Annotated in this window: 35 protein-coding genes; 34 read left to right on the forward strand and 1 reads right to left on the reverse strand. The window is 69.3% G+C overall.

Annotated elements, in window-relative coordinates; translation table 11 throughout:
* Positions 1–42 precede the first annotated feature (42 nt).
* Positions 43–3,948 carry a DNA-directed RNA polymerase subunit beta' gene (locus ACI794_RS03860; RefSeq protein ID WP_456579673.1) on the forward strand — a complete coding sequence of 1,302 codons (3,906 nt, stop codon included), beginning with the start codon at positions 43–45 and terminating at the stop codon, positions 3,946–3,948.
* Between the two features lie 201 nt (positions 3,949–4,149).
* On the opposite strand, the gene ACI794_RS03865 is transcribed toward ACI794_RS03860, so the two are convergent.
* The gene (locus tag ACI794_RS03865) at positions 4,150–5,190 is read right to left on the reverse strand and encodes an LLM class F420-dependent oxidoreductase (RefSeq protein WP_456602574.1); all 1,041 of its coding nucleotides are present in this window, start codon (positions 5,188–5,190) and stop codon (positions 4,150–4,152) included.
* A gap of 524 nt (positions 5,191–5,714) precedes the next feature.
* Here ACI794_RS03865 and rpsL point away from each other — a divergent pair.
* From rpsL to rpsD, 33 genes are all read left to right on the forward strand, one after another.
* Positions 5,715–6,089, forward strand: coding sequence for a 30S ribosomal protein S12 (gene rpsL, locus ACI794_RS03870; RefSeq protein WP_012950487.1), 375 nt, complete (start codon positions 5,715–5,717; stop codon positions 6,087–6,089).
* Entirely contained in the window at positions 6,089–6,559 is a 471-nt protein-coding gene (gene rpsG, locus ACI794_RS03875) for a 30S ribosomal protein S7 (RefSeq protein ID WP_091929116.1), read from the forward strand. The genes rpsL and rpsG overlap by 1 nt, the downstream gene beginning before the upstream one ends.
* Before the next feature lie 92 nt (positions 6,560–6,651).
* Positions 6,652–8,751, forward strand: coding sequence for an elongation factor G (fusA, locus tag ACI794_RS03880; RefSeq protein ID WP_456579671.1), 2,100 nt, complete (start codon positions 6,652–6,654; stop codon positions 8,749–8,751).
* A gap of 90 nt (positions 8,752–8,841) precedes the next feature.
* Entirely contained in the window at positions 8,842–10,035 is a 1,194-nt protein-coding gene (gene tuf / locus ACI794_RS03885) for an elongation factor Tu (protein ID WP_246982518.1), read from the forward strand.
* Between the two features lie 150 nt (positions 10,036–10,185).
* On the forward strand, positions 10,186–10,491 hold the full coding sequence (gene rpsJ, locus ACI794_RS03890) for a 30S ribosomal protein S10 (protein WP_091929113.1): 306 nt from the start codon (positions 10,186–10,188) through the stop codon (positions 10,489–10,491).
* Between the two features lie 15 nt (positions 10,492–10,506).
* Positions 10,507–11,172, forward strand: coding sequence for a 50S ribosomal protein L3 (gene rplC / locus ACI794_RS03895; RefSeq protein WP_456579670.1), 666 nt, complete (start codon positions 10,507–10,509; stop codon positions 11,170–11,172).
* Positions 11,169–11,945 carry a 50S ribosomal protein L4 gene (gene rplD / locus ACI794_RS03900; RefSeq protein WP_456579669.1) on the forward strand — a complete coding sequence of 259 codons (777 nt, stop codon included), beginning with the start codon at positions 11,169–11,171 and terminating at the stop codon, positions 11,943–11,945. The genes rplC and rplD overlap by 4 nt, the downstream gene beginning before the upstream one ends.
* On the forward strand, positions 11,942–12,244 hold the full coding sequence (gene rplW, locus ACI794_RS03905) for a 50S ribosomal protein L23 (RefSeq protein ID WP_091929110.1): 303 nt from the start codon (positions 11,942–11,944) through the stop codon (positions 12,242–12,244). Before rplD ends, rplW begins: the two co-directional genes overlap by 4 nt.
* Before the next feature lie 43 nt (positions 12,245–12,287).
* The gene (rplB, locus tag ACI794_RS03910; RefSeq protein WP_456602573.1) at positions 12,288–13,121 is read left to right on the forward strand and encodes a 50S ribosomal protein L2; all 834 of its coding nucleotides are present in this window, start codon (positions 12,288–12,290) and stop codon (positions 13,119–13,121) included.
* 34 nt (positions 13,122–13,155) lie between these two features.
* On the forward strand, positions 13,156–13,437 hold the full coding sequence (gene rpsS, locus ACI794_RS03915) for a 30S ribosomal protein S19 (RefSeq protein ID WP_236825796.1): 282 nt from the start codon (positions 13,156–13,158) through the stop codon (positions 13,435–13,437).
* 20 nt (positions 13,438–13,457) lie between these two features.
* A complete protein-coding gene (gene rplV, locus ACI794_RS03920; protein ID WP_091929107.1) occupies positions 13,458–13,925 on the forward strand; it encodes a 50S ribosomal protein L22 in 468 nt (155 codons plus the stop codon).
* On the forward strand, positions 13,925–14,866 hold the full coding sequence (gene rpsC, locus ACI794_RS03925) for a 30S ribosomal protein S3 (protein ID WP_456602572.1): 942 nt from the start codon (positions 13,925–13,927) through the stop codon (positions 14,864–14,866). Before rplV ends, rpsC begins: the two co-directional genes overlap by 1 nt.
* A 3-nt stretch (positions 14,867–14,869) precedes the next feature.
* Positions 14,870–15,286 (forward strand): 50S ribosomal protein L16, encoded by a 417-nt coding sequence (gene rplP / locus ACI794_RS03930; RefSeq protein WP_456579667.1) that lies wholly within the window; start codon positions 14,870–14,872, stop codon positions 15,284–15,286.
* Positions 15,286–15,519, forward strand: a complete 234-nt coding sequence (gene rpmC, locus ACI794_RS03935; protein ID WP_166531786.1) for a 50S ribosomal protein L29 — start codon at positions 15,286–15,288, stop codon at positions 15,517–15,519. The genes rplP and rpmC overlap by 1 nt, the downstream gene beginning before the upstream one ends.
* A complete protein-coding gene (gene rpsQ / locus ACI794_RS03940; RefSeq protein WP_456560345.1) occupies positions 15,516–15,806 on the forward strand; it encodes a 30S ribosomal protein S17 in 291 nt (96 codons plus the stop codon). Before rpmC ends, rpsQ begins: the two co-directional genes overlap by 4 nt.
* Positions 15,807–16,023: 217 nt before the next feature.
* Positions 16,024–16,392 (forward strand): 50S ribosomal protein L14, encoded by a 369-nt coding sequence (gene rplN, locus ACI794_RS03945; protein WP_091929103.1) that lies wholly within the window; start codon positions 16,024–16,026, stop codon positions 16,390–16,392.
* Positions 16,393–16,394: 2 nt separating this feature from the next.
* Positions 16,395–16,742: a 50S ribosomal protein L24 gene (gene rplX / locus ACI794_RS03950; protein ID WP_456579665.1), complete on the forward strand. Its 348-nt coding sequence runs from the start codon at positions 16,395–16,397 to the stop codon at positions 16,740–16,742.
* Positions 16,743–16,747: 5 nt separating this feature from the next.
* Positions 16,748–17,332: a 50S ribosomal protein L5 gene (rplE, locus tag ACI794_RS03955; RefSeq protein ID WP_456560347.1), complete on the forward strand. Its 585-nt coding sequence runs from the start codon at positions 16,748–16,750 to the stop codon at positions 17,330–17,332.
* Between the two features lie 19 nt (positions 17,333–17,351).
* Positions 17,352–17,537, forward strand: a complete 186-nt coding sequence (locus ACI794_RS03960) for a type Z 30S ribosomal protein S14 (RefSeq protein ID WP_091929101.1) — start codon at positions 17,352–17,354, stop codon at positions 17,535–17,537.
* A 159-nt stretch (positions 17,538–17,696) separates the two neighbouring features.
* Positions 17,697–18,101: a 30S ribosomal protein S8 gene (rpsH, locus tag ACI794_RS03965; protein ID WP_456579664.1), complete on the forward strand. Its 405-nt coding sequence runs from the start codon at positions 17,697–17,699 to the stop codon at positions 18,099–18,101.
* Positions 18,102–18,116: 15 nt separating this feature from the next.
* Positions 18,117–18,656: a 50S ribosomal protein L6 gene (gene rplF, locus ACI794_RS03970; RefSeq protein WP_456579663.1), complete on the forward strand. Its 540-nt coding sequence runs from the start codon at positions 18,117–18,119 to the stop codon at positions 18,654–18,656.
* Entirely contained in the window at positions 18,656–19,078 is a 423-nt protein-coding gene (rplR, locus tag ACI794_RS03975) for a 50S ribosomal protein L18 (RefSeq protein ID WP_456579662.1), read from the forward strand. Before rplF ends, rplR begins: the two co-directional genes overlap by 1 nt.
* Positions 19,079–19,127: 49 nt before the next feature.
* Entirely contained in the window at positions 19,128–19,742 is a 615-nt protein-coding gene (gene rpsE, locus ACI794_RS03980) for a 30S ribosomal protein S5 (RefSeq protein WP_026857030.1), read from the forward strand.
* 1 nt (position 19,743) lies between these two features.
* Complete coding sequence (gene rpmD / locus ACI794_RS03985) at positions 19,744–19,923, forward strand: 50S ribosomal protein L30 (protein ID WP_113811322.1); 180 nt, start codon at positions 19,744–19,746, stop codon at positions 19,921–19,923.
* A gap of 13 nt (positions 19,924–19,936) precedes the next feature.
* A complete protein-coding gene (gene rplO / locus ACI794_RS03990) occupies positions 19,937–20,380 on the forward strand; it encodes a 50S ribosomal protein L15 (protein ID WP_456579661.1) in 444 nt (147 codons plus the stop codon).
* Positions 20,381–20,514: 134 nt separating this feature from the next.
* Complete coding sequence (secY, locus tag ACI794_RS03995; protein ID WP_456579660.1) at positions 20,515–21,825, forward strand: preprotein translocase subunit SecY; 1,311 nt, start codon at positions 20,515–20,517, stop codon at positions 21,823–21,825.
* The gene (locus ACI794_RS04000) at positions 21,825–22,433 is read left to right on the forward strand and encodes an adenylate kinase (RefSeq protein WP_456579659.1); all 609 of its coding nucleotides are present in this window, start codon (positions 21,825–21,827) and stop codon (positions 22,431–22,433) included. The genes secY and ACI794_RS04000 overlap by 1 nt, the downstream gene beginning before the upstream one ends.
* Before the next feature lie 37 nt (positions 22,434–22,470).
* A complete protein-coding gene (gene map, locus ACI794_RS04005; protein WP_456615700.1) occupies positions 22,471–23,328 on the forward strand; it encodes a type I methionyl aminopeptidase in 858 nt (285 codons plus the stop codon).
* A 303-nt stretch (positions 23,329–23,631) separates the two neighbouring features.
* Positions 23,632–23,853 carry a translation initiation factor IF-1 gene (gene infA, locus ACI794_RS04010; protein WP_012950459.1) on the forward strand — a complete coding sequence of 74 codons (222 nt, stop codon included), beginning with the start codon at positions 23,632–23,634 and terminating at the stop codon, positions 23,851–23,853.
* A gap of 67 nt (positions 23,854–23,920) precedes the next feature.
* A complete protein-coding gene (gene rpmJ, locus ACI794_RS04015; protein ID WP_012950458.1) occupies positions 23,921–24,034 on the forward strand; it encodes a 50S ribosomal protein L36 in 114 nt (37 codons plus the stop codon).
* Positions 24,035–24,048: 14 nt separating this feature from the next.
* Positions 24,049–24,429, forward strand: a complete 381-nt coding sequence (rpsM, locus tag ACI794_RS04020; protein WP_104527727.1) for a 30S ribosomal protein S13 — start codon at positions 24,049–24,051, stop codon at positions 24,427–24,429.
* Positions 24,430–24,533: 104 nt separating this feature from the next.
* A complete protein-coding gene (rpsK, locus tag ACI794_RS04025) occupies positions 24,534–24,941 on the forward strand; it encodes a 30S ribosomal protein S11 (RefSeq protein WP_012950456.1) in 408 nt (135 codons plus the stop codon).
* A gap of 38 nt (positions 24,942–24,979) precedes the next feature.
* Complete coding sequence (gene rpsD, locus ACI794_RS04030; RefSeq protein WP_456579657.1) at positions 24,980–25,606, forward strand: 30S ribosomal protein S4; 627 nt, start codon at positions 24,980–24,982, stop codon at positions 25,604–25,606.
* Positions 25,607–25,663 lie beyond the last annotated feature (57 nt).

Below are 25,663 nucleotides of genomic sequence, written 5' to 3' on the forward strand. Positions count from 1 at the left end.
TTCCAGAATGTGCAGTAACGATCCCCTGAAAGGGGTCACACCTTGCTCGACGTCAACTTCTTCGACGAGCTCCGCATCGGGCTGGCCACCGGCGACGACATCCGCCAGTGGAGCCACGGTGAGGTGAAGAAGCCCGAGACCATCAACTACCGGACCCTGCGTCCGGAGAAGGACGGTCTCTTCTGCGAGAAGATCTTCGGTCCCACCCGGGACTGGGAGTGCTACTGCGGCAAGTACAAGCGCGTCCGGTTCAAGGGCATCATCTGCGAGCGCTGCGGCGTCGAGGTCACCCGCGCCAAGGTGCGTCGTGAGCGGATGGGCCACATCGAGCTGGCCGCGCCGGTCACCCACATCTGGTTCTTCAAGGGTGTGCCGTCCCGCCTGGGCTACCTGCTCGACCTGGCGCCCAAGGACCTCGAGAAGATCATCTACTTCGCGGCCTACATGATCACCTCGGTCGACGACGAGGCGCGCCACCGCGACCTCCCGACCATCGAGGCCGAGATCAGCGCCGAGAAGTCCAACCTCGAGAACCGGCGCGACGCCGACGTCGAGGCCCGCCAGCAGAAGCTGGAGGCCGACCTCGCCGAGCTCGAGGCCGAGGGTGCCAAGTCCGACGTGCGCCGCAAGGTGCGCGAGGGCGGCGAGCGCGAGATGCGCCAGCTGCGCGACCGCGCGCAGCGGGAGATCGACCGCCTCGACGAGGTGATGGACACCTTCCGCAAGCTCGAGGTCAAGCAGCTCATCGCCGACGAGGGCCTCTACCGCGAGCTGCGGGACCGCTTCGGCGAGTACTTCGAGGGCGGCATGGGCGCAGCGGCGCTGCAGAAGCTGCTGTCCGGCTTCGACCTCGACGCCGAGGCCGCCTCCCTGCGCGAGACCATCCGCAGCGGCAAGGGGCAGCGCAAGCTGCGCGCGCTCAAGCGGCTCAAGGTGGTCGCGGCGTTCCAGCAGACCCGCAACTCGCCCATGGGCATGGTGCTGGACTGCGTCCCGGTCATCCCGCCGGACCTGCGCCCGATGGTCCAGCTCGACGGTGGCCGCTTCGCCACCAGCGACATGAACGACCTGTACCGCCGCGTGATCAACCGGAACAACCGGCTGAAGCGTCTGCTCGACCTCGGCGCGCCCGAGATCATCGTGAACAACGAGAAGCGGATGCTCCAGGAATCCGTGGACGCGCTGTTCGACAACGGCCGTCGCGGCCGGCCGGTCACCGGCCCGGGCAACCGTCCCCTGAAGTCCCTGAGCGACCTGCTCAAGGGCAAGCAGGGCCGGTTCCGTCAGAACCTGCTGGGCAAGCGCGTCGACTACTCCGGCCGTTCGGTCATCGTCGTCGGGCCGCAGCTGAAGCTGCACCAGTGCGGACTGCCCAAGCAGATGGCCTTGGAGCTCTTCAAGCCCTTCGTCATGAAGCGGCTGGTCGACCTCAACCACGCGCAGAACATCAAGTCCGCCAAGCGGATGGTCGAGCGCGCCCGCCCCGTCGTCTGGGACGTGCTGGAAGAGGTCATCACCGAGCACCCGGTGCTGCTCAACCGGGCGCCTACGCTGCACCGCCTGGGCATCCAGGCCTTCGAGCCGCAGCTGGTCGAGGGCAAGGCCATCCAGATCCACCCGCTGGTCTGCACGGCGTTCAACGCGGACTTCGACGGTGACCAGATGGCGGTGCACCTGCCGCTGTCGGCCGAGGCCCAGGCCGAGGCCCGGATCCTGATGCTGAGCTCGAACAACATCCTGAGCCCGGCCGACGGTCGTCCGATCACCGCGCCGACCCAGGACATGGTGCTGGGCCTCTACCACCTGACGACCCTGGTGCCCTCGCGGCACGAGGCCGACGGTGGCCGGCCGGCGGCGTTCTCCTCGGCCTCCGAGGCCGTCATGGCCTACGACCTGGGTGCCCTGGGGCTGCAGGAGCGGGCCTACATCCGCCTGGACGAGGTCTTCGGCGTCGACAACGGCAAGGTCAACGAGCCGTGGGAGCAGCCGGAGGACTGGACGCCGGGTCAGCCCGCGGTCGTCGAGACCAGCCTGGGCCGCGTGCTGTTCAACGAGGCCCTGCCCGAGGACTACCGCTTCGTCAACTACCAGGTGCCGAAGAAGGAGCTCGGGGCGATCGTCAACGACCTCGCCGAGCGCTACCCCAAGGTGCAGGTCGCGGCGACGCTGGACGCCCTCAAGGCGGCCGGGTTCCGCTGGGCCACGCGGTCGGGCGTCACCATCGCCATCGACGACGTCGTCACGCCGCCGGTCAAGCAGGAGATCCTCGACCGGCACGAGGCCGAGGCGGCCAAGATCGAGAAGCAGTACGAGCGGGGCGTCATCACCGACGCCGAGCGTCGTGGCGAGCTGATCGAGATCTGGACCCGCGCGCGGGCCGAGGTCAGCCAGGCGATGGTGGACAACTTCCCGACCACCAACCCGGTCTGGGTCATGGTCAACTCGGGCGCCCGAGGCAACATGATGCAGATCAGCCAGATCGCCGGTATGCGCGGTCTGGTCGCCAACCCCAAGGGCGAGATCATCCCGCGGCCCATCAAGGCCAACTTCCGGGAGGGTCTGTCGGTGCTGGAGTACTTCATCTCCACGCACGGTGCCCGCAAGGGCCTGGCCGACACGGCGCTGCGGACCGCCGACTCCGGGTACCTCACCCGTCGTCTGGTGGACGTCTCGCAGGACGTCATCATCCGCGAGGAGGACTGCGGGACCGACCGCGGCGTCCTCATGCCGATCGGCACGCTGGTCGACGGCGTGGTCACCCGTGACCCGCACGTGGAGACCAGCGTCTACGCCCGCGCCCTGTCCGCCGACGTGGTGGCCGAGGACGGCACGGTCATCGCCCCGGCGAACGCCGACCTGGGCGACGTGCTGATCCAGACGCTGATCGACGCCGGTGTCGCGGAGGTCAAGGTCCGCTGCGTCCTGACCTGCGAGTCGCTGCTCGGCACGTGCGCCACCTGCTACGGCCGGTCGCTCGCGACCGGCAAGCTGGTGGACGTCGGCGAGGCGGTCGGCATCATCGCCGCCCAGTCGATCGGTGAGCCCGGCACCCAGCTGACGATGCGCACCTTCCACACCGGTGGTGTCGCGGGTGAGGACATCACCCACGGTCTGCCGCGTGTGGTGGAGCTCTTCGAGGCCCGTGTCCCCAAGGGCAAGGCCCCGATCGCCGAGCTGGCCGGCACGGTCCGGATCGAGGACGGCGAGCAGTTCCGCAAGCTCACCATCACCCCGGACGACGGCTCCGACGAGGTCGTCTACGACAAGCTGTCGCGGCGCTCGCGGCTGCGGGTCGAGGACGGCGCCCACGTCGAGGTCGGCGAGCAGCTCACCGAGGGTGCGGTCGACCCGCACGAGGTGCTGCGGATCATGGGCCCGCGCGAGGTGCAGCTGCACCTGGTCCGCGAGGTCCAGGAGGTCTACCGGTCGCAGGGTGTGTCGATCCACGACAAGCACATCGAGGTGATCATCCGGCAGATGCTGAAGCGGGTGACCATCATCGACTCGGGCGCCACGGAGTTCCTGCCGGGTGCGCTGGTGGAGCGGACGATCTTCGAGACCGAGAACCGCCGCGTCGTCGCCGAGGGCGGCGAGCCGGCCTCGGCGCGTCCGGTCCTCATGGGCATCACCAAGGCCTCGCTCGCGACCGAGTCGTGGCTGTCGGCCGCCTCCTTCCAGGAGACGACCAAGGTGCTCACCGACGCCGCGATCCAGGGCAAGAGCGACAGCCTGCTCGGCCTCAAGGAGAACGTGATCATCGGAAAGCTGATCCCGGCGGGTACGGGCATCAGCCGCTACCGGAACATCACGGTCGAGCCGACCGAGGAGGCGCGCGCCGCCGTCTACACCATGGCCGGCTACGAGGACGGGCAGTACTACAGCCCGGACGTCTTCGGTCAGGGCACCGGAGAGGCCGTCCGCCTCGAGGAGTACGACTGGCGGGGCTGACCCCCGGTAGGCAGTGACGAAAGGGCCCCGCAGGTCGTCAGACCTGCGGGGCCCTTTCGCATCCCCGCCCCCCGCGCCGGGATCAGGTGACCTGATCGTCGCGTGTCCTCCCTGGGGGCAGGCGGTGGGGGAGGACGCGCTGCGGTGAGGGAGGACGGCCGGGACGGCGCCTGGCCGCGGTGTCGTCCGGAGGACGACAGATCACGCAGCGAGGCGCTTCATCGTCTCCACGGTGCGCAGGCGGGCCTCGCGGCTGTCGTCGAGCGGCTGGAGCATCAGCGTCGTGACGCCGGCCTCGGCGAACGCGGCGATCCGCTCGGCCACGTACCCCTCCGGGCCGATGAGCGACGACGCGCGCACCAGCTCGTCGGGCACCGCGGCGGCGGCCTCGTCCTTCCGGCCGTCCAGGTAGAGGTCCTGGATCGTCTTCGCCTCGGCCTCGTAGCCGTACCGGACGGCGAGGTCGTTGTAGAAGTTCTTGCCGCGCGCTCCCATGCCGCCGATGTACAGGGCGAGGGAGGGGCGCACGTAGTCGAGCAGCTTCTCGACGTCCTCGCCGATCGCCACGGGCACCCCGGTGACGATCTGCAGCTCACCGAGGGCGGCGTCCCGCTTGGCCTTGCCGGCCGCGAGAGAGTCCCCCCAGACCGAGGCAGCCTTCTCCGGGACGAAGAAGATGGGCTCCCACGCCTCGGCGATCTCGGCGGCCAGCTCCACGTTCTTGGGGCCCAGGGCGGCCAGCATCACCGGGACGCGCTCGCGCACCGGGGTGTTGATCAGCTTGAGCGGCTTGCCGAGCCCGGTGCCCTGGTCGGCCGGCAGCGGCACCGTGTACTTCTTGCCCTGGTGGTCCAGGCGCTCCCGGCGCCAAACCTGGCGGCAGATCTCGACCACCTCGCGGGTGCGCTGCAGCGGGGCGTCGTAGGCGACGCCGTGCCAGCCCTCGATCACCTGCGGCCCCGACGCCCCCAGCCCGAGGGTGAAGCGCCCACCGGAGACGAAGTCGAGCCCGGCCGCCGTCATGGCGGTCAGCGCCGGCGTGCGGCTGTAGATGGGCAGGATGGCGCTGAGCAGCTCGACCCGCTCCGTCACGGCGGCCAGGTAGCCGATCTGGCTGACCGCGTCGAAGGTGTAGACCTCGGCGACGGCGGCGACGTCGAGCCCCGCCGACTCGAGGTCGCGGATCTCCGCCGCCGTCTCCTGGAAGCCACCGCTGTAGCTGGCCTGGATGCCGATGCGCACGTGCACTCCTCTGTGTCGCGGCACCATCGTTGGCGCCGTCCCGCACGCTATCGGTCGCCGTACGGGACAGCGGAGGAGCTGTGCCGAGGGCGCGGGCGGGGGTAGTCTCCGCAGGGTTCCGGCCCCTGCCCGGCCCCTCCGGTCGACGTGTCGACCGGTGTGAGGGACCCGGCTTTGACCGCCTGTTCAGGCACGGGTATCGTGGTCAGCCGTGCCCAGGGTGCCCTGGGCCTGCTCCCGTTCGCGGTGCGTCTGGGGGGCCGGAGGCGACAGCCTCCCGGTCACCGAGGACCACCTCCCGGCCTCGCCGGAAGGTGGCGGCGCCGGAGTCGCGAGGGGCAACCGAGTTCGGTCTGACACCGGACCGGTCCTGGGAAGGGCAACACGCCCGACCGCGTGGACCGGACATGGAACACGGCCGGGGTCGGGGAGGTTCCGACCAGGGACCGGCACCCCAGCACCACCCCCCAGAGCAGCACACAGACGAGCACCACCCCAGCGCAGGTAGGAGATCCAGGCCACCCATGCCCACGATCAACCAGCTGGTCCGCAAGGGCCGCGAGGACAAGGTCGAGAAGACCAAGACCCCGGCGCTGAAGGGTTCGCCCCAGCGTCGCGGAGTCTGCACGCGCGTGTACACGACGACGCCGAAGAAGCCGAACTCGGCGCTGCGCAAGGTCGCTCGCGTCCGCCTGACCAGTGGCATCGAGGTGACCGCCTACATCCCGGGCGTCGGCCACAACCTGCAGGAGCACTCGATGGTGCTCGTGCGCGGCGGCCGTGTGAAGGACCTGCCCGGCGTCCGCTACAAGATCATCCGCGGCTCGCTGGACACCCAGGGTGTCCGGAACCGCAAGCAGGCTCGCAGCCGGTACGGCGCGAAGAAGGAGAAGAGCTAATGCCGCGCAAGGGCCCCGCGCCGAAGCGTCCGCTGGTCGCCGACCCGGTGTACCAGTCGCCGCTGGTCACCCAGCTGGTGAACAAGGTGCTGGTCGACGGCAAGCGCTCGGTCGCCGAGGCGATCGTCTACGGCGCCCTCGAGGGTGCCCGCGCCAAGACCGACACCGACCCGGTCGTCACGCTCAAGCGCGCGCTGGACAACGTGAAGCCGGCCCTCGAGGTCCGTAGCCGCCGCGTCGGTGGTGCGACCTACCAGGTCCCGGTCGAGGTCCGCGCCTCCCGCAGCACCACGCTCGGCCTGCGCTGGCTCATCCAGTACAGCCGGGCCCGCCGCGAGAAGACGATGACCGAGCGCCTGATGAACGAGCTGCTCGACGCGAGCAACGGCCTCGGTGCCGCCGTCAAGCGGCGCGAGGACACGCACAAGATGGCCGAGTCGAACAAGGCCTTCGCGCACTACCGCTGGTAACCACCAGCGCCCGCCGTCGGCGGGACTCCCGGGCGCCTCTGGACGTCGCAGCCCCGGCACCCGCACACGGACCTGATCCAAGAGGAGAAGCAATGGCCAGCAACGAGGCCCAGCTCCGCAAGACCCGCAACATCGGGATCATGGCGCACATCGACGCCGGCAAGACGACCACCACCGAGCGCATCCTCTTCTACACCGGTATCACGTACAAGATCGGTGAGGTCCACGACGGCGCGGCCACGATGGACTGGATGGAGCAGGAGCAGGAGCGCGGCATCACCATCACGTCGGCCGCGACGAAGTGCTCCTGGAACGGCCACGACATCAACATCATCGACACCCCCGGGCACGTCGACTTCACCGTCGAGGTGGAGCGCTCCCTGCGCGTGCTCGACGGTGCGGTCGCGGTCTACGACGGTGTGGCCGGTGTCGAGCCGCAGACCGAGCAGGTGTGGCGGCAGGCCGAGAAGTACGGCGTCCCGCGCATGTGCTTCGTCAACAAGCTCGACCGCACCGGTGCGGACTTCTTCCGCTGCGTCGACATGATGGTCGAGCGCCTCGGGGCCAACCCGCTGGTGCTGCAGCTGCCCATCGGCGCCGAGGCCGACTTCATCGGTGTCGTCGACCTGGTCACCATGAAGGCGCTCACCTGGCGCGGCGAGACCAAGATGGGCGAGGACTACGCCGTCGAGGAGATCCCGGCCGAGCTCGCCGACCAGGCCGCCGAGTACCGCGAGAAGCTGCTCGAGAACATCGCCGACTTCGACGACTCGCTCATGGAGGACTACCTCGGTGGCGAGGAGATCGAGGTCGACCGCCTGAAGGCGGCGATCCGCAAGGCCACCATCGGCGGGCAGGTCAACCCGGTGCTCACCGGCACGGCGTTCAAGAACAAGGGCGTGCAGCCCCTGCTCGACGCCGTCGTGGACTACCTCCCGAGCCCGCTCGACATCGAGGCGATCGTCGGCACGGCCCTGGACGGCGAGACCGAGGTCCTCCGGCACGCCGACGAGGACGAGCCGTTCTCGGCGCTGGCGTTCAAGATCCAGACCGACCAGCACCTCGGCAAGCTGACCTACGTCCGCGTCTACTCCGGCCGGCTCGACGCCGGGTCCCCGGTGCTCAACAGCACCAAGGACCGCAAGGAGCGGATCGGCAAGATCTACCAGATGCACGCCAACAAGCGCGAGGAGCGTGCCGGCGTGGGCGCCGGTCAGATCGTCGCGGTCAACGGGCTCAAGCAGACGACGACGGGTGACACCCTCTGCGACCCGCAGAAGCCGGTGATCCTCGAGTCGATGTCCTTCCCCGCTCCGGTCATCTCGGTCGCCATCGAGCCGAAGACCAAGAGCGACCAGGAGAAGCTCGGCACCGCGATCCAGAAGCTCGCCGAGGAGGACCCGACCTTCCAGGTGAAGCTGGACGAGGAGACCGGTCAGACGGTCATCTCGGGCATGGGCGAGCTCCACCTGGAGATCCTCGTCGACCGCATGCGCCGCGAGTTCAACGTCGAGGCGAACGTCGGCAAGCCGCAGGTGGCCTACCGCGAGACGATCCGCAAGGCCGTCGAGCGCTACGACTACACCCACAAGAAGCAGACCGGTGGCTCCGGCCAGTTCGCGAAGGTGCAGATCGCCATCGAGCCGCTCCCCACGGGGGGCGACGCGGCGACCTACGAGTTCGAGAACAAGGTCACCGGTGGTCGTGTCCCGAAGGAGTACATCCCCTCGGTCGACCAGGGCATGCAGGACGCCATGCAGTACGGCGTGCTGGCCGGCTACCCCATGGTGGGGGTCAAGGCCAGCCTGCTCGACGGCCAGTACCACGAGGTCGACTCCTCGGAGATGGCCTTCAAGATCGCTGGATCGATCGCCTTCAAGGAGGCTGCGCGCAAGGCCGACCCGGCCCTGCTCGAGCCGCTGATGGCGGTCGAGGTCACGACGCCCGAGGACAACATGGGCGACGTCATCGGCGACCTGAACTCCCGCCGCGGGATCATCCAGGCGATGGAGGAGCGCTCCGGCGCCCGCATCGTCCGGGCCCTGGTGCCGCTGTCGGAGATGTTCGGCTACGTGGGCGACCTGCGCAGCCGCACCCAGGGACGGGCGAGCTACTCCATGGTGTTCGACTCGTACGCCGAGGTCCCGGCCAACGTCGCCAAGGAGATCATCGCCAAGGCGACCGGCGAGTAACCGGAGTGCGGGCGGCCCCGCCCGCGCTCCCCGAGCACAGCCCCACCCCAGAGCACGCACCACCTGCGTAACCACGAGGAGAGGAACCCAGTGGCCAAGGCCAAGTTCGAGCGGACCAAGCCGCACGTCAACATCGGCACCATCGGGCACATCGACCACGGCAAGACGACGCTGACCGCGGCGATCACCAAGGTCCTGCACGACAAGTACCCGGACCTCAACGAGGCCTCGGCGTTCGACCAGATCGACAAGGCGCCCGAGGAGAAGGCTCGCGGCATCACGATCTCGATCGCGCACGTCGAGTACCAGACCGAGAACCGGCACTACGCGCACGTCGACTGCCCCGGGCACGCCGACTACATCAAGAACATGATCACCGGTGCCGCCCAGATGGACGGCGCGATCCTCGTCGTGGCCGCCACCGACGGCCCGATGCCGCAGACCAAGGAGCACGTCCTCCTGGCCCGTCAGGTCGGCGTCCCCTACATCGTCGTGGCCCTCAACAAGGCCGACATGGTCGACGACGAGGAGATCCTGGAGCTCGTCGAGCTCGAGGTGCGCGAGCTCCTCAGCGAGTACGAGTTCCCGGGCGACGACGTCCCCGTGGTCCGCGTCTCGGCGCTCAAGGCCCTCGAGGGCGACGCCGAGTGGGGCGACAAGCTCATGGAGCTGATGAACGCCGTCGACACCGCGATCCCCGAGCCGGAGCGCGAGATCGACAAGCCGTTCCTCATGCCCGTCGAGGACGTCTTCACGATCACCGGTCGTGGCACGGTCGTCACCGGCCGCGTCGAGCGCGGCATCGTCAAGGTCTCCGAGGAGATCGAGATCGTCGGTATCCGCGAGGGTTCGACGAAGACCACCGTCACCGGTGTCGAGATGTTCCGCAAGCTGCTCGACCAGGGCCAGGCCGGCGACAACGTGGGTCTGCTCCTCCGCGGCATCAAGCGCGAGGACGTGGAGCGCGGCCAGGTCGTCGTGAAGCCCGGCTCGATCACCCCGCACACCAACTTCGAGGGCTCGGTCTACATCCTCTCGAAGGACGAGGGTGGCCGTCACACGCCGTTCTTCAACAACTACCGTCCCCAGTTCTACTTCCGGACGACGGACGTGACGGGCGTCGTGACCCTGCCCGCCGGCACCGAGATGGTCATGCCGGGCGACAACACCGAGATGACGGTGGAGCTCATCCAGCCCATCGCCATGGAGGAGGGTCTCCGGTTCGCCATCCGCGAGGGTGGCCGTACCGTGGGCGCCGGGCGCGTCACCAAGATCATCAAGTAACACCCTGACGGGCGGCGGCCGGGGAACCGGCCGCCGCCCGGCCATGGGCTCGGGCGTGCGACGCCGGAGCCACCCCCCGGGTCGTCAGACCCACGGGTCAGCAGACCCACTTGATCTTTCACAACCGATCGGCAGGAGCGAGAACAGGCGATGGCGGGACAGAAGATCCGCATCCGGCTGAAGGCCTACGACCACGAGGCGATCGATGCCTCGGCGCGGCGCATCGTGGACACGGTGACGAAGACCGGAGCGCGCGTCGTCGGCCCGGTGCCGCTGCCGACGGAGAAGAACGTGTACGCCGTGATCCGGTCTCCGCACAAGTACAAGGACTCCTTCGAGCACTTCGAGATGCGGACCCACAAGCGGCTCATCGACATCCTCGACCCGACGCCGAAGACGGTCGACGCGCTCATGCGCATCGACCTGCCGGCCTCGGTCGACGTCAACATTCAGTAAGGGCAGTCAGCAGACATGGCGAGCACATTCCGTGGTCTCCTCGGCGAGAAGCTGGGGATGACCCAGGTTTTCGACGAGAACAACCGCCTCGTGCCGGTGACCGTCGTCAAGGCGGGCCCGTGTGTGGTGACCCAGGTGCGCACCCCCGAGGTCGACGGCTACTCCGCCGTCCAGCTCGGGTTCGGCGAGATCGACCCGCGCAAGGTGAACCGTCCTGAGGGCGGGCATTTCACCAAGGCGGGCGTGACGCCGCGGCGCCACCTGGTGGAGCTGCGCACCTCCGATGCGGGGAGCTACACGGTCGGCCAGGAGCTGACCGCCGAGGTGTTCGACGGCGTCGCGAAGGTCGACGTCATCGGCACGAGCAAGGGCAAGGGCACCGCCGGTGTCATGAAGCGTCACGGCTTCAAGGGCCTCGGCGCGGCGCACGGCACCCAGCGCAAGCACCGGTCGCCGGGCTCCATCGGTGGCGCCTCGACGCCGGGCCGGGTCTTCAAGGGCCTGCGCATGGCCGGCCGCATGGGCGCGGTCAAGACCACGACCCTGTCGCTGGTCGTCCACAAGGTGGACGCCGAGCGCGGTCTGCTGCTGATCAAGGGCGCCATCCCCGGCCCGAAGGGCGGCCTCGTGCTCGTCCGTTCGGCCGTCAAGGGCGGGCCCGTGGGGAGTGACGACAAGTGACCTCATCGACCGACACGCGCACCGACCGCCAGGTCGACGTCCGCACCCCGGCGGGGGAGACCTCCGGCAGCGTCACGCTGCCCGGTGAGCTCTTCGACGCCAGCGCGAACGTCTCCCTGATGCACCAGGTGGTCGTCGCCCAGCTGGCTGCGGCCCGTCAGGGCACGCACGCCACGAAGACGCGGGGCCAGGTGAGCGGTGGTGGCGCCAAGCCGTACCGCCAGAAGGGCACCGGTCGCGCCCGCCAGGGTTCGACGCGTGCGCCGCAGTTCGCCGGTGGTGGCATCGTCCACGGCCCGCAGCCGCGCAACTACGAGCAGAAGACCCCGAAGAAGATGAAGGCCGCCGCCCTGCGCGGTGCCCTCTCCGACCGGGCCCGCGAGGGCCGGGTGCACGTGGTCTCCGCGTTCGTCGACGGCGACGCCCCCAAGACGAAGGCCGCCCTCGCCACGCTGCACGCCGTCACCCAGGCCAAGCGCGTCCTCGTGGTCCTCGACCGCGACGACGTCCTCAACTGGGTGAGCCTGCGCAACGTGCCCGAGGTGCACCTGATCGAGGCCGGCCAGCTCAACACGTACGACGTGCTGGTGTCCGACGAGGTGGTCTTCACCGAGACGGCGCTGGCGGAGTTCGTCGCGGGTCCGGCCAAGGGCAAGCGCTCCGGCGCAGACCTGCCGGACCTCGCCACCCACGAGACGCCGGGTGGCATCCCGTCCATCGCCCCCGCCGTCGGTGAGGGCACCGTCGAAGAGACCACCGAGGAGAAGGCATGAGCGTCCGCGACCCCCGGGACGTCCTGCTCGCCCCGGTCATCTCCGAGAAGAGCTACGGCCTTCTCGACGGCAACCAGTACACGTTCATCGTGCGGCCGGATGCCAACAAGACGCAGATCAAGATCGCGGTCGAGCAGATCTTCAAGGTGAAGGTCCTCGGCGTGAACACGATCAACCGCCAGGGCAAGCGCAAGCGCAGCCGCGGCGCGCAGATGGGCAAGCGCAAGGACACCAAGCGCGCCATCGTCTCCGTGGCTGCCGGCGACCGCATCGAAATCTTCGGTGGTCCCGGCGCCTGAGCGCCTGGACCGTTCGGACCAGAGATAGAGGACTGAGTCAGCAATGGCTATCCGCAAGTACAAGCCGACGACGCCGGGCCGCCGCGGCTCCAGCGTCGCCGACTTCGCCGAGGTCACGCGAGACCACCCCGAGAAGTCGCTGGTCCGACCGCTGCACGGTCGTGGCGGGCGCAACGTGCACGGGAAGGTCACCGCTCGTCACCAGGGCGGTGGGCACAAGCGCGCGTACCGGGTGATCGACTTCCGTCGCGCCGACAAGGACGGCGTGCCGGCCAAGGTCGCGCACATCGAGTACGACCCGAACCGCACCTCGCGGATCGCGCTCCTGCACTTCGCCGACGGCGAGAAGCGCTACATCATCGCCCCGGCGCGGCTCAAGCAGGGCGACCTGGTGGAGTGCGGCCCCGCCGCCGACATCAAGCCCGGCAACAACCTGCCGCTGCGGAACATCCCGGTCGGCACCGTGGTTCATGCCATCGAGCTCCGTCCCGGTGGCGGCGCGAAGATCGCCCGCTCCGCGGGGACCAGCGTCCAGCTGGTCGCCCGTGAGGGTCGCTTCGCGCAGCTCCGCATGCCGTCGGGCGAGATCCGCAACGTCGACGTGCGCTGCCGCGCGACCGTCGGCGAGGTGGGCAACGCCGAGCAGTCGAACATCAACTGGGGCAAGGCCGGCCGCATGCGGTGGAAGGGCAAGCGCCCGACCGTCCGCGGTGTCGCCATGAACCCGGTGGACCACCCGCACGGTGGTGGTGAGGGCAAGACCTCCGGTGGTCGCCACCCGGTGAACCCGAAGGGCAAGCCGGAGGGCCGGACGCGCAAGCGGAAGGCCAGTGACGCCCTGATCGTGCGCCGCCGGCGCACCAACAAGAAGCGCTGAGCCCGGGTTCCCCGGCGGTTATGGAGAGTCCGTTATGCCACGCAGCCTGAAGAAGGGCCCGTTCGTCGACGACCACCTGCTCGCCAAGGTGGACGCCCAGAACGCCAAGGGCACCAAGAACGTGATCCGTACCTGGTCACGCCGCTCGACGATCATCCCGGACATGCTCGGCCACACCCTCGCGGTGCACGACGGCCGCAAGCACGTCCCGGTGTTCGTCACCGAGGCGATGGTCGGGCACAAGCTCGGGGAGTTCGCGCCCACGCGCACGTTCCGCGGGCACGTCAAGGACGACCGCCGCTCGCGGCGGGGCTGACCAGGTAGAGAGAGATTCAGATGACTTCCCAGTTGGGACAGGAGGCGCCGGTCGCCCGGGCTACGGCCCGGTTCGTCCGCGTGACCCCCATGAAGGCCCGCCGAGTGGTGGACCTGATCCGCTACCTGCCGACCGACGAGGCGCTGGCGCTGCTGCGCTTCGCCCCGCAGTCGGCCAGTGAGCCGGTCGCCAAGGTCGTCGCCAGCGCGGTGGCCAACGCCGAGCACAACCTGCAGCTGGACCCGGCTGCACTCGTGGTCAGCGCGGCGTACGTCGACGAGGGCCCCACGCTGAAGCGGATCCGTCCGCGTGCGCAGGGCCGGGCGTTCCGCATCAACAAGCGGACCAGCCACATCACCATCGAGGTGAGCGAGGTGGCCAGCAGCGCCGTCCTCGCGCAGAAGTCGCGCAAGGCGCGCCGGGACACCGGTCAGTCGGGCCCGGCCACCCAGCAGTCCACCAGCAACACGAGGGGAGGGACCCGATAGTGGGTCAGAAGGTCAACCCGCACGGGTTCCGACTCGGGATCACCACCGACTACAAGTCCCGGTGGTACGCGGACAAGCTGTACAAGGACTACGTCAAGGAAGACGTCGCGATCCGCAAGCTCATGTCCAAGGGCATGGAGCGGGCCGGCATCTCCAAGGTGGAGATCGAGCGCACCCGTGACCGGGTCCGCGTCGACATCCACACCGCCCGCCCGGGCATCGTCATCGGCCGCCGCGGCGCCGAGGCCGACCGCATCCGCGGCGAGCTCGAGAAGCTCACCGGCAAGCAGGTGCAGCTGAACATCCTCGAGGTCAAGAACCCCGAGTCGGACGCGCAGCTGGTCGCCCAGGGCGTCGCCGAGCAGCTCTCCAGCCGGGTCAGCTTCCGCCGCGCGATGCGCAAGGCCATGCAGTCGGCCCAGCGCAGCCCGCAGGTCAAGGGCATCCGGGTGCAGTGCTCCGGTCGCCTCGGCGGCACGGAGATGAGCCGCTCGGAGTTCTACCGCGAGGGCCGCGTGCCCCTGCACACGCTCCGCGCGAACATCGACTACGGCATCTACGAGGCCCGGACGACCTTCGGTCGCATCGGCGTCAAGGTGTGGATCTACAAGGGCGACGTCAGCGGCTCGCGCGCCGAGCGCGCCGCCCTCGAGGCCCTCGCCGACCGCCAGCAGCGTCGTGAGCGGGCCCAGCGGCCCCAGCGGCGTTCGGGTTCCTCGGGCACCACCGCCGGGGGCACCGAGGCCGGGCGTGCCGCGGTCCAGTCCTCGACCGGTCCGGTGGCCGACGCGCCGACCGACACCACGGATGCCGTGGTCGCGCAGACCTCCGGTGAGGTCGCTCCCGAGCAGACCATCGCCGAGGCGGCCGGCCCCGAGGCCACCGCTGCCGCCGAGGCCGCGTCGTCGACGGCCCCGCCCGCCCAGAACACGGAGAGCTGAGCCATGCTCATCCCACGGCGCGTCAAGCACCGCAAGCAGCACCATCCGAGCCGCACCGGCCGGGCCAAGGGCGGCACCGAGATCAACTTCGGTGAGTACGCGATCCAGGCCCTGGAGCCGGCGTACGTGACCAACCGGCAGATCGAGTCGGCGCGTATCGCGATGACCCGGCACATCCGTCGTGGCGGAAAGGTGTGGATCTCGATCTACCCCGACCGTCCGCTGACCAAGAAGCCCGCCGAGACCCGCATGGGCTCCGGTAAGGGCTCGCCCGAGTGGTGGGTGGCCAACGTCAAGCCCGGCCGCGTGCTGTTCGAGCTGTCCGGTGTCGCCGAGCCCGTGGCCCGCGAGGCCATGCGCCGCGCGATCCACAAGCTGCCGATGAAGTGCCGCTTCATCACGCGTGAAGGAGAAGTGTGATGGCCGCTGGTCTGACCGCTCCCGAGCTGCGCGAGCTCTCCGTCGATGAGCTCGCCGCGCGGCTGCGCGAGTCGAAGGAAGAACTGTTCAACCTGCGGTTCCAGGTGGCCACCGGCCAGCTGGACAACAACCGGCGACTGCAGACCGTCCGCCGCGACATCGCCCGGATCTACACGATCATGCGCGAGCGCGAGCTGGGTCTCTCGGTCGCCCCGAGCGAGGGTGTGGCATGAGCGAGACCCAGCAGTCGTCCGGCCCCGGCCTGGCCGGCCGTGGCTACCGCAAGGTCCGCGAGGGCCTCGTCGTCAGCGACAAGATGGAGAAGACCATCGTCGTCGAGGTCGAGGACCGCGTGAAGCACGGCCTGTACGGGAAGGTCATCCGGCGGACCAGCAAGCTGAAGGCCCACGACGAGCAGGGGGTCGCCGGCATCGGTGACCGCGTGCAGATCATGGAGACCCGGCCGACGTCGGCCACCAAGCGGTGGCGGCTGGTCGAGGTCATCGAGAAGGCCAAGTAAGCCCAGCAGGAGGCGGCCCGGCAGGGCCGCGACGGGTAGGAGTACCCTGAACGACTGGCGCGCACCCCACCGCTCGACGGGGGTCGCGCGCCGCATCCCGGTACCCGTGCTTCGGACGCACCGGCGGCAGCAGCCGTCGGTGCGTCCGCACGCGAGTGCCGGACAGCCGGTTCACCGTTCCGGCCCGGCTGTCACCACAAGTATTGGGGAGTAGGACGTGATCCAGCAGGAGTCGCGGCTGCGAGTCGCCGACAACACCGGTGCGAAGGAGATCCTCTGCATCCGGGTTCTCGGTGGCTCCGGGCGACGCTACGCGGGCATCGGCGACGTCATCGTCGGCACCGTGAAGGACGCGCTGCCGGGTGCCGGCGTCAAGAAGGGCGACGTGGTCAAGGCCGTCGTCGTCCGCACGGTGAAGGAGCGGCGTCGTCCCGACGGCTCCTACATCCGCTTCGACGAGAACGCCGCTGTCATCATCCGCGACAGCGGCGACCCGCGCGGTACGCGCATCTTCGGGCCCGTCGGCCGGGAGCTCCGCGACAAGCGCTTCATGCGGATCATCTCGCTCGCCCCGGAGGTGCTGTGATCATGGCTGCTGCCAGCAACGGCAAGACGCCGTCGATGAAGGTCAAGAAGGGCGACACCGTCCTCGTGCTGTCCGGCAAGGACAAGGGCGCGAAGGGGCGTGTCATCGCCGCCTACCCCAAGCTCCAGCGCGTGCTGGTCGAGGGTGTCGGCCGCGTGCGCAAGCACACCCGCATCAGCTCGAACCAGCGCGGCGCCCAGCAGGGCGGGATCGTCACGCAGGAGGCGCCCATCCACGTGAGCAACGTGATGGTGGTCGACTCCGAGGAGAAGCCGACCCGGGTCGGCTACCGCAAGGACGAGGAAGGCCGCAGCATCCGGGTCTCGCGGCGCACCGGTAAGGACCTCTGAACCTCATGAGCGCACCCACCCGTGAGCTGCCCCGCATGCTCGCCCACTACCGCGAGACGATCGTGCCCGCCCTCCAGTCGGAGTTCGGCTACGAGAACGTCATGCAGATCCCGCGCCTGACGAAGATCGTCGTCAACATGGGCGTCGGCGAGGCCACCCGCGACGCGAAGCTGATGGACGGCGCGGTCCGCGACCTCACCGCCATCACCGGCCAGAAGCCGGCTGTCGTCCGGGCCCGCAAGTCCATCGCGCAGTTCAAGCTCCGCGAGGGCATGCCCATCGGCGCGAAGGTCACCCTCCGCGGCGACCGCATGTGGGAGTTCCTCGACCGCCTGCTGTCGCTCGCCCTGCCCCGCATCCGTGACTTCCGCGGCCTCAATGCCAAGCAGTTCGACGGCAACGGCAACTACACGTTCGGCCTGACCGAGCAGTCGATGTTCCGCGAGATCGACGTCGACAAGATCGACCGTCCGCGCGGCATGGACATCACGCTGGTCACGACCGCGACCAACGACGAGGAGGGTCGCGAGCTGCTCCGCCAGCTCGGCTTCCCCTTCGCCGGCCAGCCCGTCATCACGACCGTCCGCTGAGCCGGGCAGGAGAGAAGAGATGGCCAAGAAGGCGCTGATCAACAAGGCAGCTCGCACCCCCAAGTTCAAGGTGCGCGGCTACACCCGCTGCCAGCGGTGCGGTCGCCCGCACTCGGTCTTCCGCAAGTTCGGCCTGTGCCGGATCTGCCTGCGGGAGATGGCTCACGCCGGGGAGCTCCCCGGCGTCCGTAAGAGCTCCTGGTAGAAGGACTCGGCTGCGCCCCACGACACGCTTCGCGCGCCGCGGGTCCCTGCAGCCGAGCCGTTCCATTCCGTTACTGATCGCCGAGAGGCCCGGCGCCAAGTCCCTGAGACCCGGCGCACGAGGAACCGCGGCGAGAGAGGCACCACTCACGTCATGACGATGACCGATCCGATCGCAGACATGCTGACGCGTCTGCGCAACGCCAACCAGGCGTACCACGACTCCGCGGTCATGCCGTCGTCGAAGCTGAAGACGCACATCGCCGAGATCCTCCAGCAGGAGGGCTACATCGCCGGCTGGCGCGTCGACGACGTCGACAAGGACGGCAACCCCTTCAAGCAGCTGGTCATCGACCTGAAGTACGGCCCCAACCGCGAGCGCAGCATCGCGGGGGTCCGCCGGGTCTCCAAGCCCGGTCTGCGGGTGTACGCGAAGTCCACCGCACTGCCCAAGGTGCTCGGCGGTCTCGGCGTGGCGATCATCTCGACCTCGACCGGGCTGCTGACCGACAAGCAGGCGAACAAGAAGGGCGTGGGTGGGGAAGTCCTCGCCTACGTCTGGTAAGAGGAGCGAGCGAAGATGTCACGGATCGGACGACTCCCGATCGCCGTGCCCGGTGGTGTGGACGTCGCCATCGACGGTCAGACGGTCAGCGTGAAGGGACCCAAGGGCGCTCTCAGCCACACGGTCGCCGCGCCGATCACCGTCGAGCGCGACGAGGACGGCACGCTGCGGGTCCAGCGCCCCAACGACGAGCGGCAGAACCGCGCCCTGCACGGGCTCTCGCGGACTCTGATCGCCAACATGATCACCGGCGTCACCGAGGGCTACACCAAGACCCTCGAGATCGTCGGTGTCGGTTACCGCGTCCAGGCTCGCGGCTCGGACCTCGAGTTCGCCCTGGGCTTCAGCCACCCCGTGCCGGTGAAGGCCCCCGAGGGCATCACCTTCGCTGTCGAGTCCCCGACCCGCCTCCGGGTCAGCGGCATCGACAAGCAGCTGGTCGGTGAGGTGGCGGCCAAGATCCGCAAGATCCGCAAGCCCGACCCGTACAAGGGCAAGGGTGTGCGGTACCAGGGCGAGGTCGTCAAGCGCAAGGTCGGGAAGACGGGTAAGTGATGGCTCAGGCAACTGCTCCCACGAACGGGAAGAGCGCCGGCGGCCGCAAGCCCGTCGGCACCGACATCAGCACGGCGCGCCGCGTCTCGCGGCTTCGTCGGCACAACCGGCTGCGCAAGCGGGTCTCCGGCACGCCGGAGCGTCCGCGCCTGGTGGTCAAGCGCAGCGCGCGCCACATCCACGTGCAGATCGTCGACGACACCGTCGGTCGCACGGTGGTGAGCGCCTCCACCATGGACGCCAGCCTGCGCGGCGCCGAGGGCGACAAGTCCGCCCTGGCCCGTCAGGTCGGTGGCCTGGTGGCCGAGCGCGCGAAGGCCGCCGGCATCACGGCGGTCGTCTTCGACCGCGGGGGCAACCGCTACGCGGGGCGCATCGCCGCCCTGGCCGACGGTGCCCGCGAGGGTGGGCTGGACTTCTGATGACCACCCACCCCACCAGCACGAGCGAGCAGATCGAGAGGGACGTCTGATGCCAGGACCACAGCGACGCGGCGGCGGTGCCGGCGGCGGCAACGACCGCCGGGACCGCCGTGACGGCGGGCGGGGCCCCGGGGGCGCGCCCGCCGAGAAGAGCAACTACATCGAGCGCGTGGTGGCCATCAACCGCGTGTCCAAGGTCGTCAAGGGTGGTCGGCGCTTCAGCTTCACCGCCCTGGTGATCGTGGGCGACGGTGACGGCACCGTGGGCGTCGGCTACGGCAAGGCCAAGGAGGTGCCCGCGGCGATCGCCAAGGGCGTCGAGGAGGCCAAGAAGCACTTCTACAAGGTGCCGCGCATCGCCAGCACCATCCCGCACCCCGTGCAGGGTGAGGCGGCGGCGGGCGTCGTGCTCCTGAAGCCGGCCAGCCCCGGTACCGGTGTCATCGCCGGTGGCCCGGTGCGTGCCGTGCTCGAGTGCGCCGGGATCCACGACGTGCTCTCCAAGAGCCTCGGTTCGTCGAACCCGATCAACATCGTGCACGCCACCATGCAGGCGCTGAAGGACCTCGTCCGCCCCGAGGAGATCGCGGCCCGCCGCGGTCTGCCCCTCGAGGACGTGGCCCCGGCCGCCATGCTGCGCGCGCGTGCGGGCCAGGGGGTGTGACGTGGCGCAGCTCAAGGTGACCCAGATCAAGTCGGCCATCGGCACCAAGCCGAACCAGCGCCAGACGCTGCGTTCGCTCGGGCTGAAGCGGATCAACGACTCGGTCGTCCAGGAGGACCGTCCCGAGATCCGCGGGATGGTCGCGACGGTGCCGCACCTGGTCACCGTCGAAGAAGTCTGAGGAAAGACTCGCTATGACACTGAAGGTCCACCACCTGCGGCCGGCCCCGGGCGCCCACACCAAGAAGACCCGCGTGGGTCGCGGTGAGGGCTCCAAGGGCAAGACGGCCGGACGCGGTACCAAGGGCACCGGCGCGCGGGGCACCGTCGCCGCGCGGTTCGAGGGTGGGCAGACCCCGCTGAACATGCGGCTGCCCAAGCTCTCGGGCTTCAAGAACAACAACAAGGTCGTGTTCCAGGTCGTCAACCTCGACCGGATCGCGGCGCTGTTCCCGCAGGGCGGCCCGGTCAACCCGGACACCCTGGCCGAGGCCGGCGCGGTGCGCCGTGGCCAGCCGGTCAAGGTGCTCGGTACCGGTGAGCTCGGCGGGGTCAAGGTCGACGTCCACGCGAACGCCTTCTCCGCCTCGGCGGCCGAGAAGATCGCCGCGGCCGGAGGCAGCACCACCCGCATCTGAACACGGATCCCCCCGGAGGGCCGAACCGGTCGAGAGACCGCGACGCGGCCCTCCGGGGGGATCGACACGGGCCCGTCCCGCTCCGCGGGACGGGCCCGTTGCTAACCTCACTCGACCGAACCAGGGGAGGGCACGTGCTGCAGGCGTTCGCCGCGGCGTTCCGGACGCCAGACCTCCGGCGCAAGCTGCTGTTCTCCCTGGCGATCATCGCCATCTACCGGCTGGGGGCCGCGGTCCCCGGCCCCGGTGTGTCGGTCGAGGCGATCAACAGCTGCCTGGAGCAGGCGCAGGCCTCGGACCAGCGGGACCTCTACTCGCTGGTGAATCTCTTCTCCGGAGGCGCGCTGCTGCGGCTCTCGGTGTTCGCGCTCGGGATCATGCCCTACATCACGGCGAGCATCATCGTGCAGCTGCTGGTGGTGGTGATCCCGCGCTTCGAGCAGCTGAAGAAGGAAGGGCAGTCGGGTCAGGCCAAGCTGACCCAGTACACCCGGTACCTCACCATCGCGCTCGCCGTCCTGCAGAGCACCGGCATCATCGCCCTCGCCCGCAGCGGGCAGCTGTTCCCGAACTGCAGCGAGCAGATCATCCCCTCGCAGTCGGTCTGGACGACGATCATCCTGGTGATCACGCTGACCGCCGGGACGGCCCTGATCATGTGGCTCGGCGAGCTCCTCACCGAGAAGGGGATCGGCAACGGCATGTCCGTGCTGATCTTCACCTCGATCGCGGCCCGGATCCCGGCCGAGGGCGGTGCGATCCTGCAGACCCGCGGCGGCGTGGTCTTCGCCGTCGTGTGCGCCTTCGCGGTCGTCATCATCGGCACGGTGGTCTACGTCGAGCAGGCCCAGCGGCGCATCCCGGTGCAGTACGCCAAGCGGATGGTCGGGCGCCGCATGTACGGCGGCACGTCCACCTACCTCCCGCTGAAGGTAAACCAGGCCGGCGTCATCCCGGTCATCTTCGCCTCGTCGCTGCTGTACCTCCCGCAGCTGCTCACCCAGCTGCAGGGCAGCGAGACGGGCGCGGTCCGGCGCTTCTTCGAGACCTACGTCATCGACCAGAGCAGCCCGGTGCACGTCGCGATCTACTTCGCGATGATCATCTTCTTCACGTACTTCTACGTGTCGATCACGTTCAACCCGGAGGAACGGGCCGACGACATGAAGCGCTACGGCGGCTTCATCCCGGGCATCCGCCCGGGTCGCCCGACCGCCGAGTACCTGCAGTACGTCCTGTCCCGGATCACGCTTCCGGGTTCGATCTACCTGGGCCTGGTCGCCGTCCTGCCGAACCTCTTCCTGTCGATCACGCAGGAGGGCCAGAACCAGAACTTCCCGTTCGGTGGGACCGCGGTCCTGATCATGGTCGGAGTGGGGTTGGAGACGGTGAAGCAGATCGAGACGCAACTCAACCAGCGCAACTACGAAGGGTTCCTGAAGTAGTGCGCGTCGTCCTCCTGGGGCCGCCCGGAGCGGGCAAGGGCACCCAGGCGCAGATCATCGCCGGCAAGCTCGGCGTCCCCGCGATCTCGACGGGTGACATCTTCCGGGCGAACGTGAGCGGGCAGACCGAGCTCGGCCGTAAGGCCAAGGTCTACATGGACGCCGGCGACCTCGTCCCCGACGAGATCACGGTCGCCATGGTCAAGGACCGGCTGGCCGAGGACGACGCCGCGGCGGGCTTCCTGCTCGACGGCTTCCCCCGCACGATCGCCCAGGCCGAGCAGCTCCGGGAGTCGCTGGCCGAGCTCGGTCAGAAGCTCGACCGCGTGCTGGAACTGGTCGTGGACGAGGAGGAGCTGGTCCGCCGGCTCTCGGGACGCCGGATGCTCGTCGACGGCGAGATGGTGCAGCGGGACGACGACAAGCCGGAGACCGTGCGGCACCGCCTGAAGGTCTACCGGGAACAGACCGCGCCACTGTCGGGCTTCTACGAGGGAGAGGGCCTGCTCGCGCGGATCGACGCGATCGGCTCCGTCGAGGAGGTCACGGCCCGGGCGCTGCGTGCGCTCGGTGCCGACGGCGAGTCCGGTCACCCGGCTGCCGTCTGACCGGACGGCGGGGCGCGGTGAAGGAGCGACGCGGCAGATGACGGCAGGCATCCTCGGCCGCCTTCCGTTGCTCGCGAAGTGGAGTGGACGCATGATCCAGATCAAGACGGCGCACGAGATCGAGCTGATGCGTGGCGCCGGCCTCGTCGTCGCGGGGGCCATCGCCGCGGTCCGCGCCGCGATCAGGCCCGGTGTGACCACCGGGGAGCTGGACGCGATCGCCGAGGATCACATCCGGAGCGCGGGCGCCGTCCCGTCCTTCCTCGGGTACCACGGCTTCACCGGCAGCATCTGCGCGTCGATCAACGACGAGATCGTGCACGGCATCCCGAGCACGAGCCGGGCCCTGGCCGAGGGCGACAACATCTCCATCGACTGCGGGGCCATCCTCCACGGGTGGCACGGCGATTCCGCCGTGACGCTGACCGTGGGAGAGCCCTCGGCGGAGGACGCCGCGCTGATGGCCGTGACCGAGCGCTCGATGTGGGCCGGTCTGGCGCGCGCGGTGGCCGGGGGCCGGCTCACCGACATCAGCTCGGCCGTCGAGCAGGAGATCCGCCGGGAGCAGCACCCGTACGGGATCGTCGACAACTACGGCGGCCACGGCATCGGGACCGAGATGCACCAGGACCCGCACGTGCTCAACTACGGGCGTCCGGGTCGAGGCCCCAAGCTCGTCCCCGGCCTGGCGCTCGCGATCGAGCCGATGGTCACGGTGGGGGACCCCGCGACGGTCGAGCTCGAGGACGGCTGGACCGTCGTCACCAAGGACGGGTCGCGCGCCGCGCACTTCGAGCACACGGTGGCCATCACCCCCGAGGGCCCGTGGGTCCTGACCGCCGAGGACGGCGGGGCCGCCGGCCTCGCCCCGTTCGGCATCACGCCGCGCTCCTGAAGGGGCGTGATGCCCCCACGGTTCGCACGCTCTCGGCAGGCCCCTGCGACGGGGCCGCTCCAGCCCGTCGCCGGGGGTGCGGGTCGTCACTGCGGGGGCGGGTTGGTGACTCGTGGGGCACGGGGGTACGATCTTCTGTGGCGCTAGCGCCGCTCCGTCGTCGTGCTGTGGCCGCATGACCCGGGGCGCCCTCTGCGAGAGCGTCAGCACCACCCGATCTGCAATCTCCGAGCGCGTCCAGCCGGGTACCGGCGCGGGCGCACGAGGATCCCGTACCACCGAGTCAAGGAGTGCGTGTAGGGCATGGCGAAGAAGGACGGGGCCATCGAGGTCGAGGGTCGCGTCGTCGAGCCGCTGCCCAACGCGATGTTCCGGGTCGAGCTGCAGAACGGGCACCGGGTGCTCGCCCACATCAGCGGCAAGATGCGGCAGCACTACATCCGCATCCTGCCCGAGGACCGCGTGGTCGTGGAGCTCTCGCCCTACGACCTGACGCGCGGTCGCATCGTCTACCGCTACAAGTGACCGTCGCGGACCCGCACGTGGTGCGGGGTCCCGGCACATCGATTTCGAGGAATGAGGGGCGGCACCGGTGAAGGTCCAGCCGTCGGTGAAGAAGATCTGCGACAAGTGCAAGGTGATCCGCCGGCACGGCCGGGTCATGGTCATCTGCGACAACGCCCGGCACAAGCAGCGCCAGGGCTGAGGGAGTACCTGAACATGGCACGACTGGCTGGCGTCGACCTGCCCCGCGAGAAGCGGATGGAGATCGCGCTCACCTACATCTATGGCATCGGCAAGCACCACGCCAAGGAGACCCTGGCCGCGACGGGCGTCAGCCCGGACCTGCGCGCCAAGGACCTCAGTGACGAGGACCTGCTGAAGCTGCGCGACTACATCGACGAGCACTTCCGCGTCGAGGGTGACCTGCGCCGCGAGGTGGCCGCCGACATCCGTCGCAAGGTGGAGATCGGTTGCTACCAGGGCCTGCGGCACCGCCGCGGTCTCCCGGTGCACGGTCAGCGCACCAAGACCAACGCGCGCTCGAGCAAGGGCCCGCGCAAGACCATCGCCGGCAAGAAGAAGGCCGGCAAGAAGTAGACGCTCGGGGGGCTCCGCCCCCCGAGTGCCCCCCGGCTCGGCTTGCGGCCCGTACGCAGCCTCACCGGATCCAGGCCACGAAAGACAAAGGATTCGACAGACATATGCCTCCCAGGGCTCGCGCCGCGGCCGGTGCCAAGAAGGTCCGCCGCAAGGAGAAGAAGAACGTCGCTCACGGTGCTGCGCACATCAAGAGCACGTTCAACAACACGATCGTCTCGATCACCGACCCGACCGGGAACGTGATCAGCTGGGCCTCGGCCGGCCACGTGGGCTTCAAGGGCTCGCGCAAGTCGACGCCGTTCGCCGCGCAGATGGCCGCCGAGAACGCTGCCCGCAAGGCGCAGGAGCACGGCATGCGCAAGGTCGACGTCTTCGTGAAGGGTCCCGGCTCCGGCCGCGAGACCGCGATCCGATCGCTGCAGGCCACGGGCCTCGAGGTCGGTCAGATCCAGGACGTGACGCCGCAGCCGCACAACGGCTGCCGCCCCAAGAAGCGCCGCCGGGTCTGACCGCGGTCCACTGACGAGACGAACGAGGAGTACCTGACGTGGCCCGTTACACCGGAGCCGACTGCCGCCTGTGCCGGCGCGAGAAGATGAAGCTGTTCCTCAAGGGCAGCAAGTGCGAGTCCCCGAAGTGCCCGATCGAGATCCGGCCGTACCCGCCGGGCGAGCACGGGCGGGGTCGCAGCAAGGACAGCGAGTACCTGCTGCAGCTGCGCGAGAAGCAGAAGGCCCGCCGCATCTACGGCGTGCTGGAGAAGCAGTTCCGCGGCTACTACGAAGAGGCCAACCGCAAGACGGGCAAGACCGGTGAGGTCCTGCTGCAGATCCTCGAGTCGCGGCTGGACAACGTGGTCTACCGGGCCGGCTTCGCCGAGTCCCGCGACATGGCCCGCCAGCTGGTGCGCCACGGCCACATCCGGGTGAACGGCCGCAAGGTCGACATCCCGTCCTACCGCGTGAGCGAGAACGACATCGTCGAGGTGGCCGAGAAGTCGCGCACGATGATGCCGTTCGAGGTTGCCCAGGCCCGCGCCGGCGAGCGCCCTGTGCCGCCGTGGCTCGAGGTCATCAGCACCCAGCTGCGCGTGCTTGTCCACGGCATCCCGGCCCGCCAGGTGATCGACACCCCGGTCCAGGAGCAGCTCATCGTGGAGCTCTACTCGAAGTAACAGCTCGTCCCCAGGTGCCGGGGTCACCGATCACGGCACCTGGGGCCGGCTCCCGCG

This window comes from Blastococcus sp. SYSU DS0541 (assembly GCF_054050875.1).

Coding starts and splice junctions, on each gene's coding strand:
- rpsL (WP_012950487.1), top strand. CDS start 5,715: ATGCCCACGATCAACCAGCTGGTCCGCAAGGGCCGCGAGGACAAGGTC.
- rpsG (WP_091929116.1), top strand. CDS start 6,089: ATGCCGCGCAAGGGCCCCGCGCCGAAGCGTCCGCTGGTCGCCGACCCG.
- fusA (WP_456579671.1), top strand. CDS start 6,652: ATGGCCAGCAACGAGGCCCAGCTCCGCAAGACCCGCAACATCGGGATC.
- rpsJ (WP_091929113.1), top strand. CDS start 10,186: ATGGCGGGACAGAAGATCCGCATCCGGCTGAAGGCCTACGACCACGAG.
- rplC (WP_456579670.1), top strand. CDS start 10,507: ATGGCGAGCACATTCCGTGGTCTCCTCGGCGAGAAGCTGGGGATGACC.
- rplW (WP_091929110.1), top strand. CDS start 11,942: ATGAGCGTCCGCGACCCCCGGGACGTCCTGCTCGCCCCGGTCATCTCC.
- rplB (WP_456602573.1), top strand. CDS start 12,288: ATGGCTATCCGCAAGTACAAGCCGACGACGCCGGGCCGCCGCGGCTCC.
- rpsS (WP_236825796.1), top strand. CDS start 13,156: ATGCCACGCAGCCTGAAGAAGGGCCCGTTCGTCGACGACCACCTGCTC.
- rplV (WP_091929107.1), top strand. CDS start 13,458: ATGACTTCCCAGTTGGGACAGGAGGCGCCGGTCGCCCGGGCTACGGCC.
- rplP (WP_456579667.1), top strand. CDS start 14,870: ATGCTCATCCCACGGCGCGTCAAGCACCGCAAGCAGCACCATCCGAGC.
- rpmC (WP_166531786.1), top strand. CDS start 15,286: ATGGCCGCTGGTCTGACCGCTCCCGAGCTGCGCGAGCTCTCCGTCGAT.
- rpsQ (WP_456560345.1), top strand. CDS start 15,516: ATGAGCGAGACCCAGCAGTCGTCCGGCCCCGGCCTGGCCGGCCGTGGC.
- rplX (WP_456579665.1), top strand. CDS start 16,395: ATGGCTGCTGCCAGCAACGGCAAGACGCCGTCGATGAAGGTCAAGAAG.
- rplE (WP_456560347.1), top strand. CDS start 16,748: ATGAGCGCACCCACCCGTGAGCTGCCCCGCATGCTCGCCCACTACCGC.
- ACI794_RS03960 (WP_091929101.1), top strand. CDS start 17,352: ATGGCCAAGAAGGCGCTGATCAACAAGGCAGCTCGCACCCCCAAGTTC.
- rpsH (WP_456579664.1), top strand. CDS start 17,697: ATGACCGATCCGATCGCAGACATGCTGACGCGTCTGCGCAACGCCAAC.
- rplF (WP_456579663.1), top strand. CDS start 18,117: ATGTCACGGATCGGACGACTCCCGATCGCCGTGCCCGGTGGTGTGGAC.
- rplR (WP_456579662.1), top strand. CDS start 18,656: ATGGCTCAGGCAACTGCTCCCACGAACGGGAAGAGCGCCGGCGGCCGC.
- rpsE (WP_026857030.1), top strand. CDS start 19,128: ATGCCAGGACCACAGCGACGCGGCGGCGGTGCCGGCGGCGGCAACGAC.
- rplO (WP_456579661.1), top strand. CDS start 19,937: ATGACACTGAAGGTCCACCACCTGCGGCCGGCCCCGGGCGCCCACACC.
- map (WP_456615700.1), top strand. CDS start 22,471: ATGACGGCAGGCATCCTCGGCCGCCTTCCGTTGCTCGCGAAGTGGAGT.
- infA (WP_012950459.1), top strand. CDS start 23,632: ATGGCGAAGAAGGACGGGGCCATCGAGGTCGAGGGTCGCGTCGTCGAG.
- rpsM (WP_104527727.1), top strand. CDS start 24,049: ATGGCACGACTGGCTGGCGTCGACCTGCCCCGCGAGAAGCGGATGGAG.
- rpsK (WP_012950456.1), top strand. CDS start 24,534: ATGCCTCCCAGGGCTCGCGCCGCGGCCGGTGCCAAGAAGGTCCGCCGC.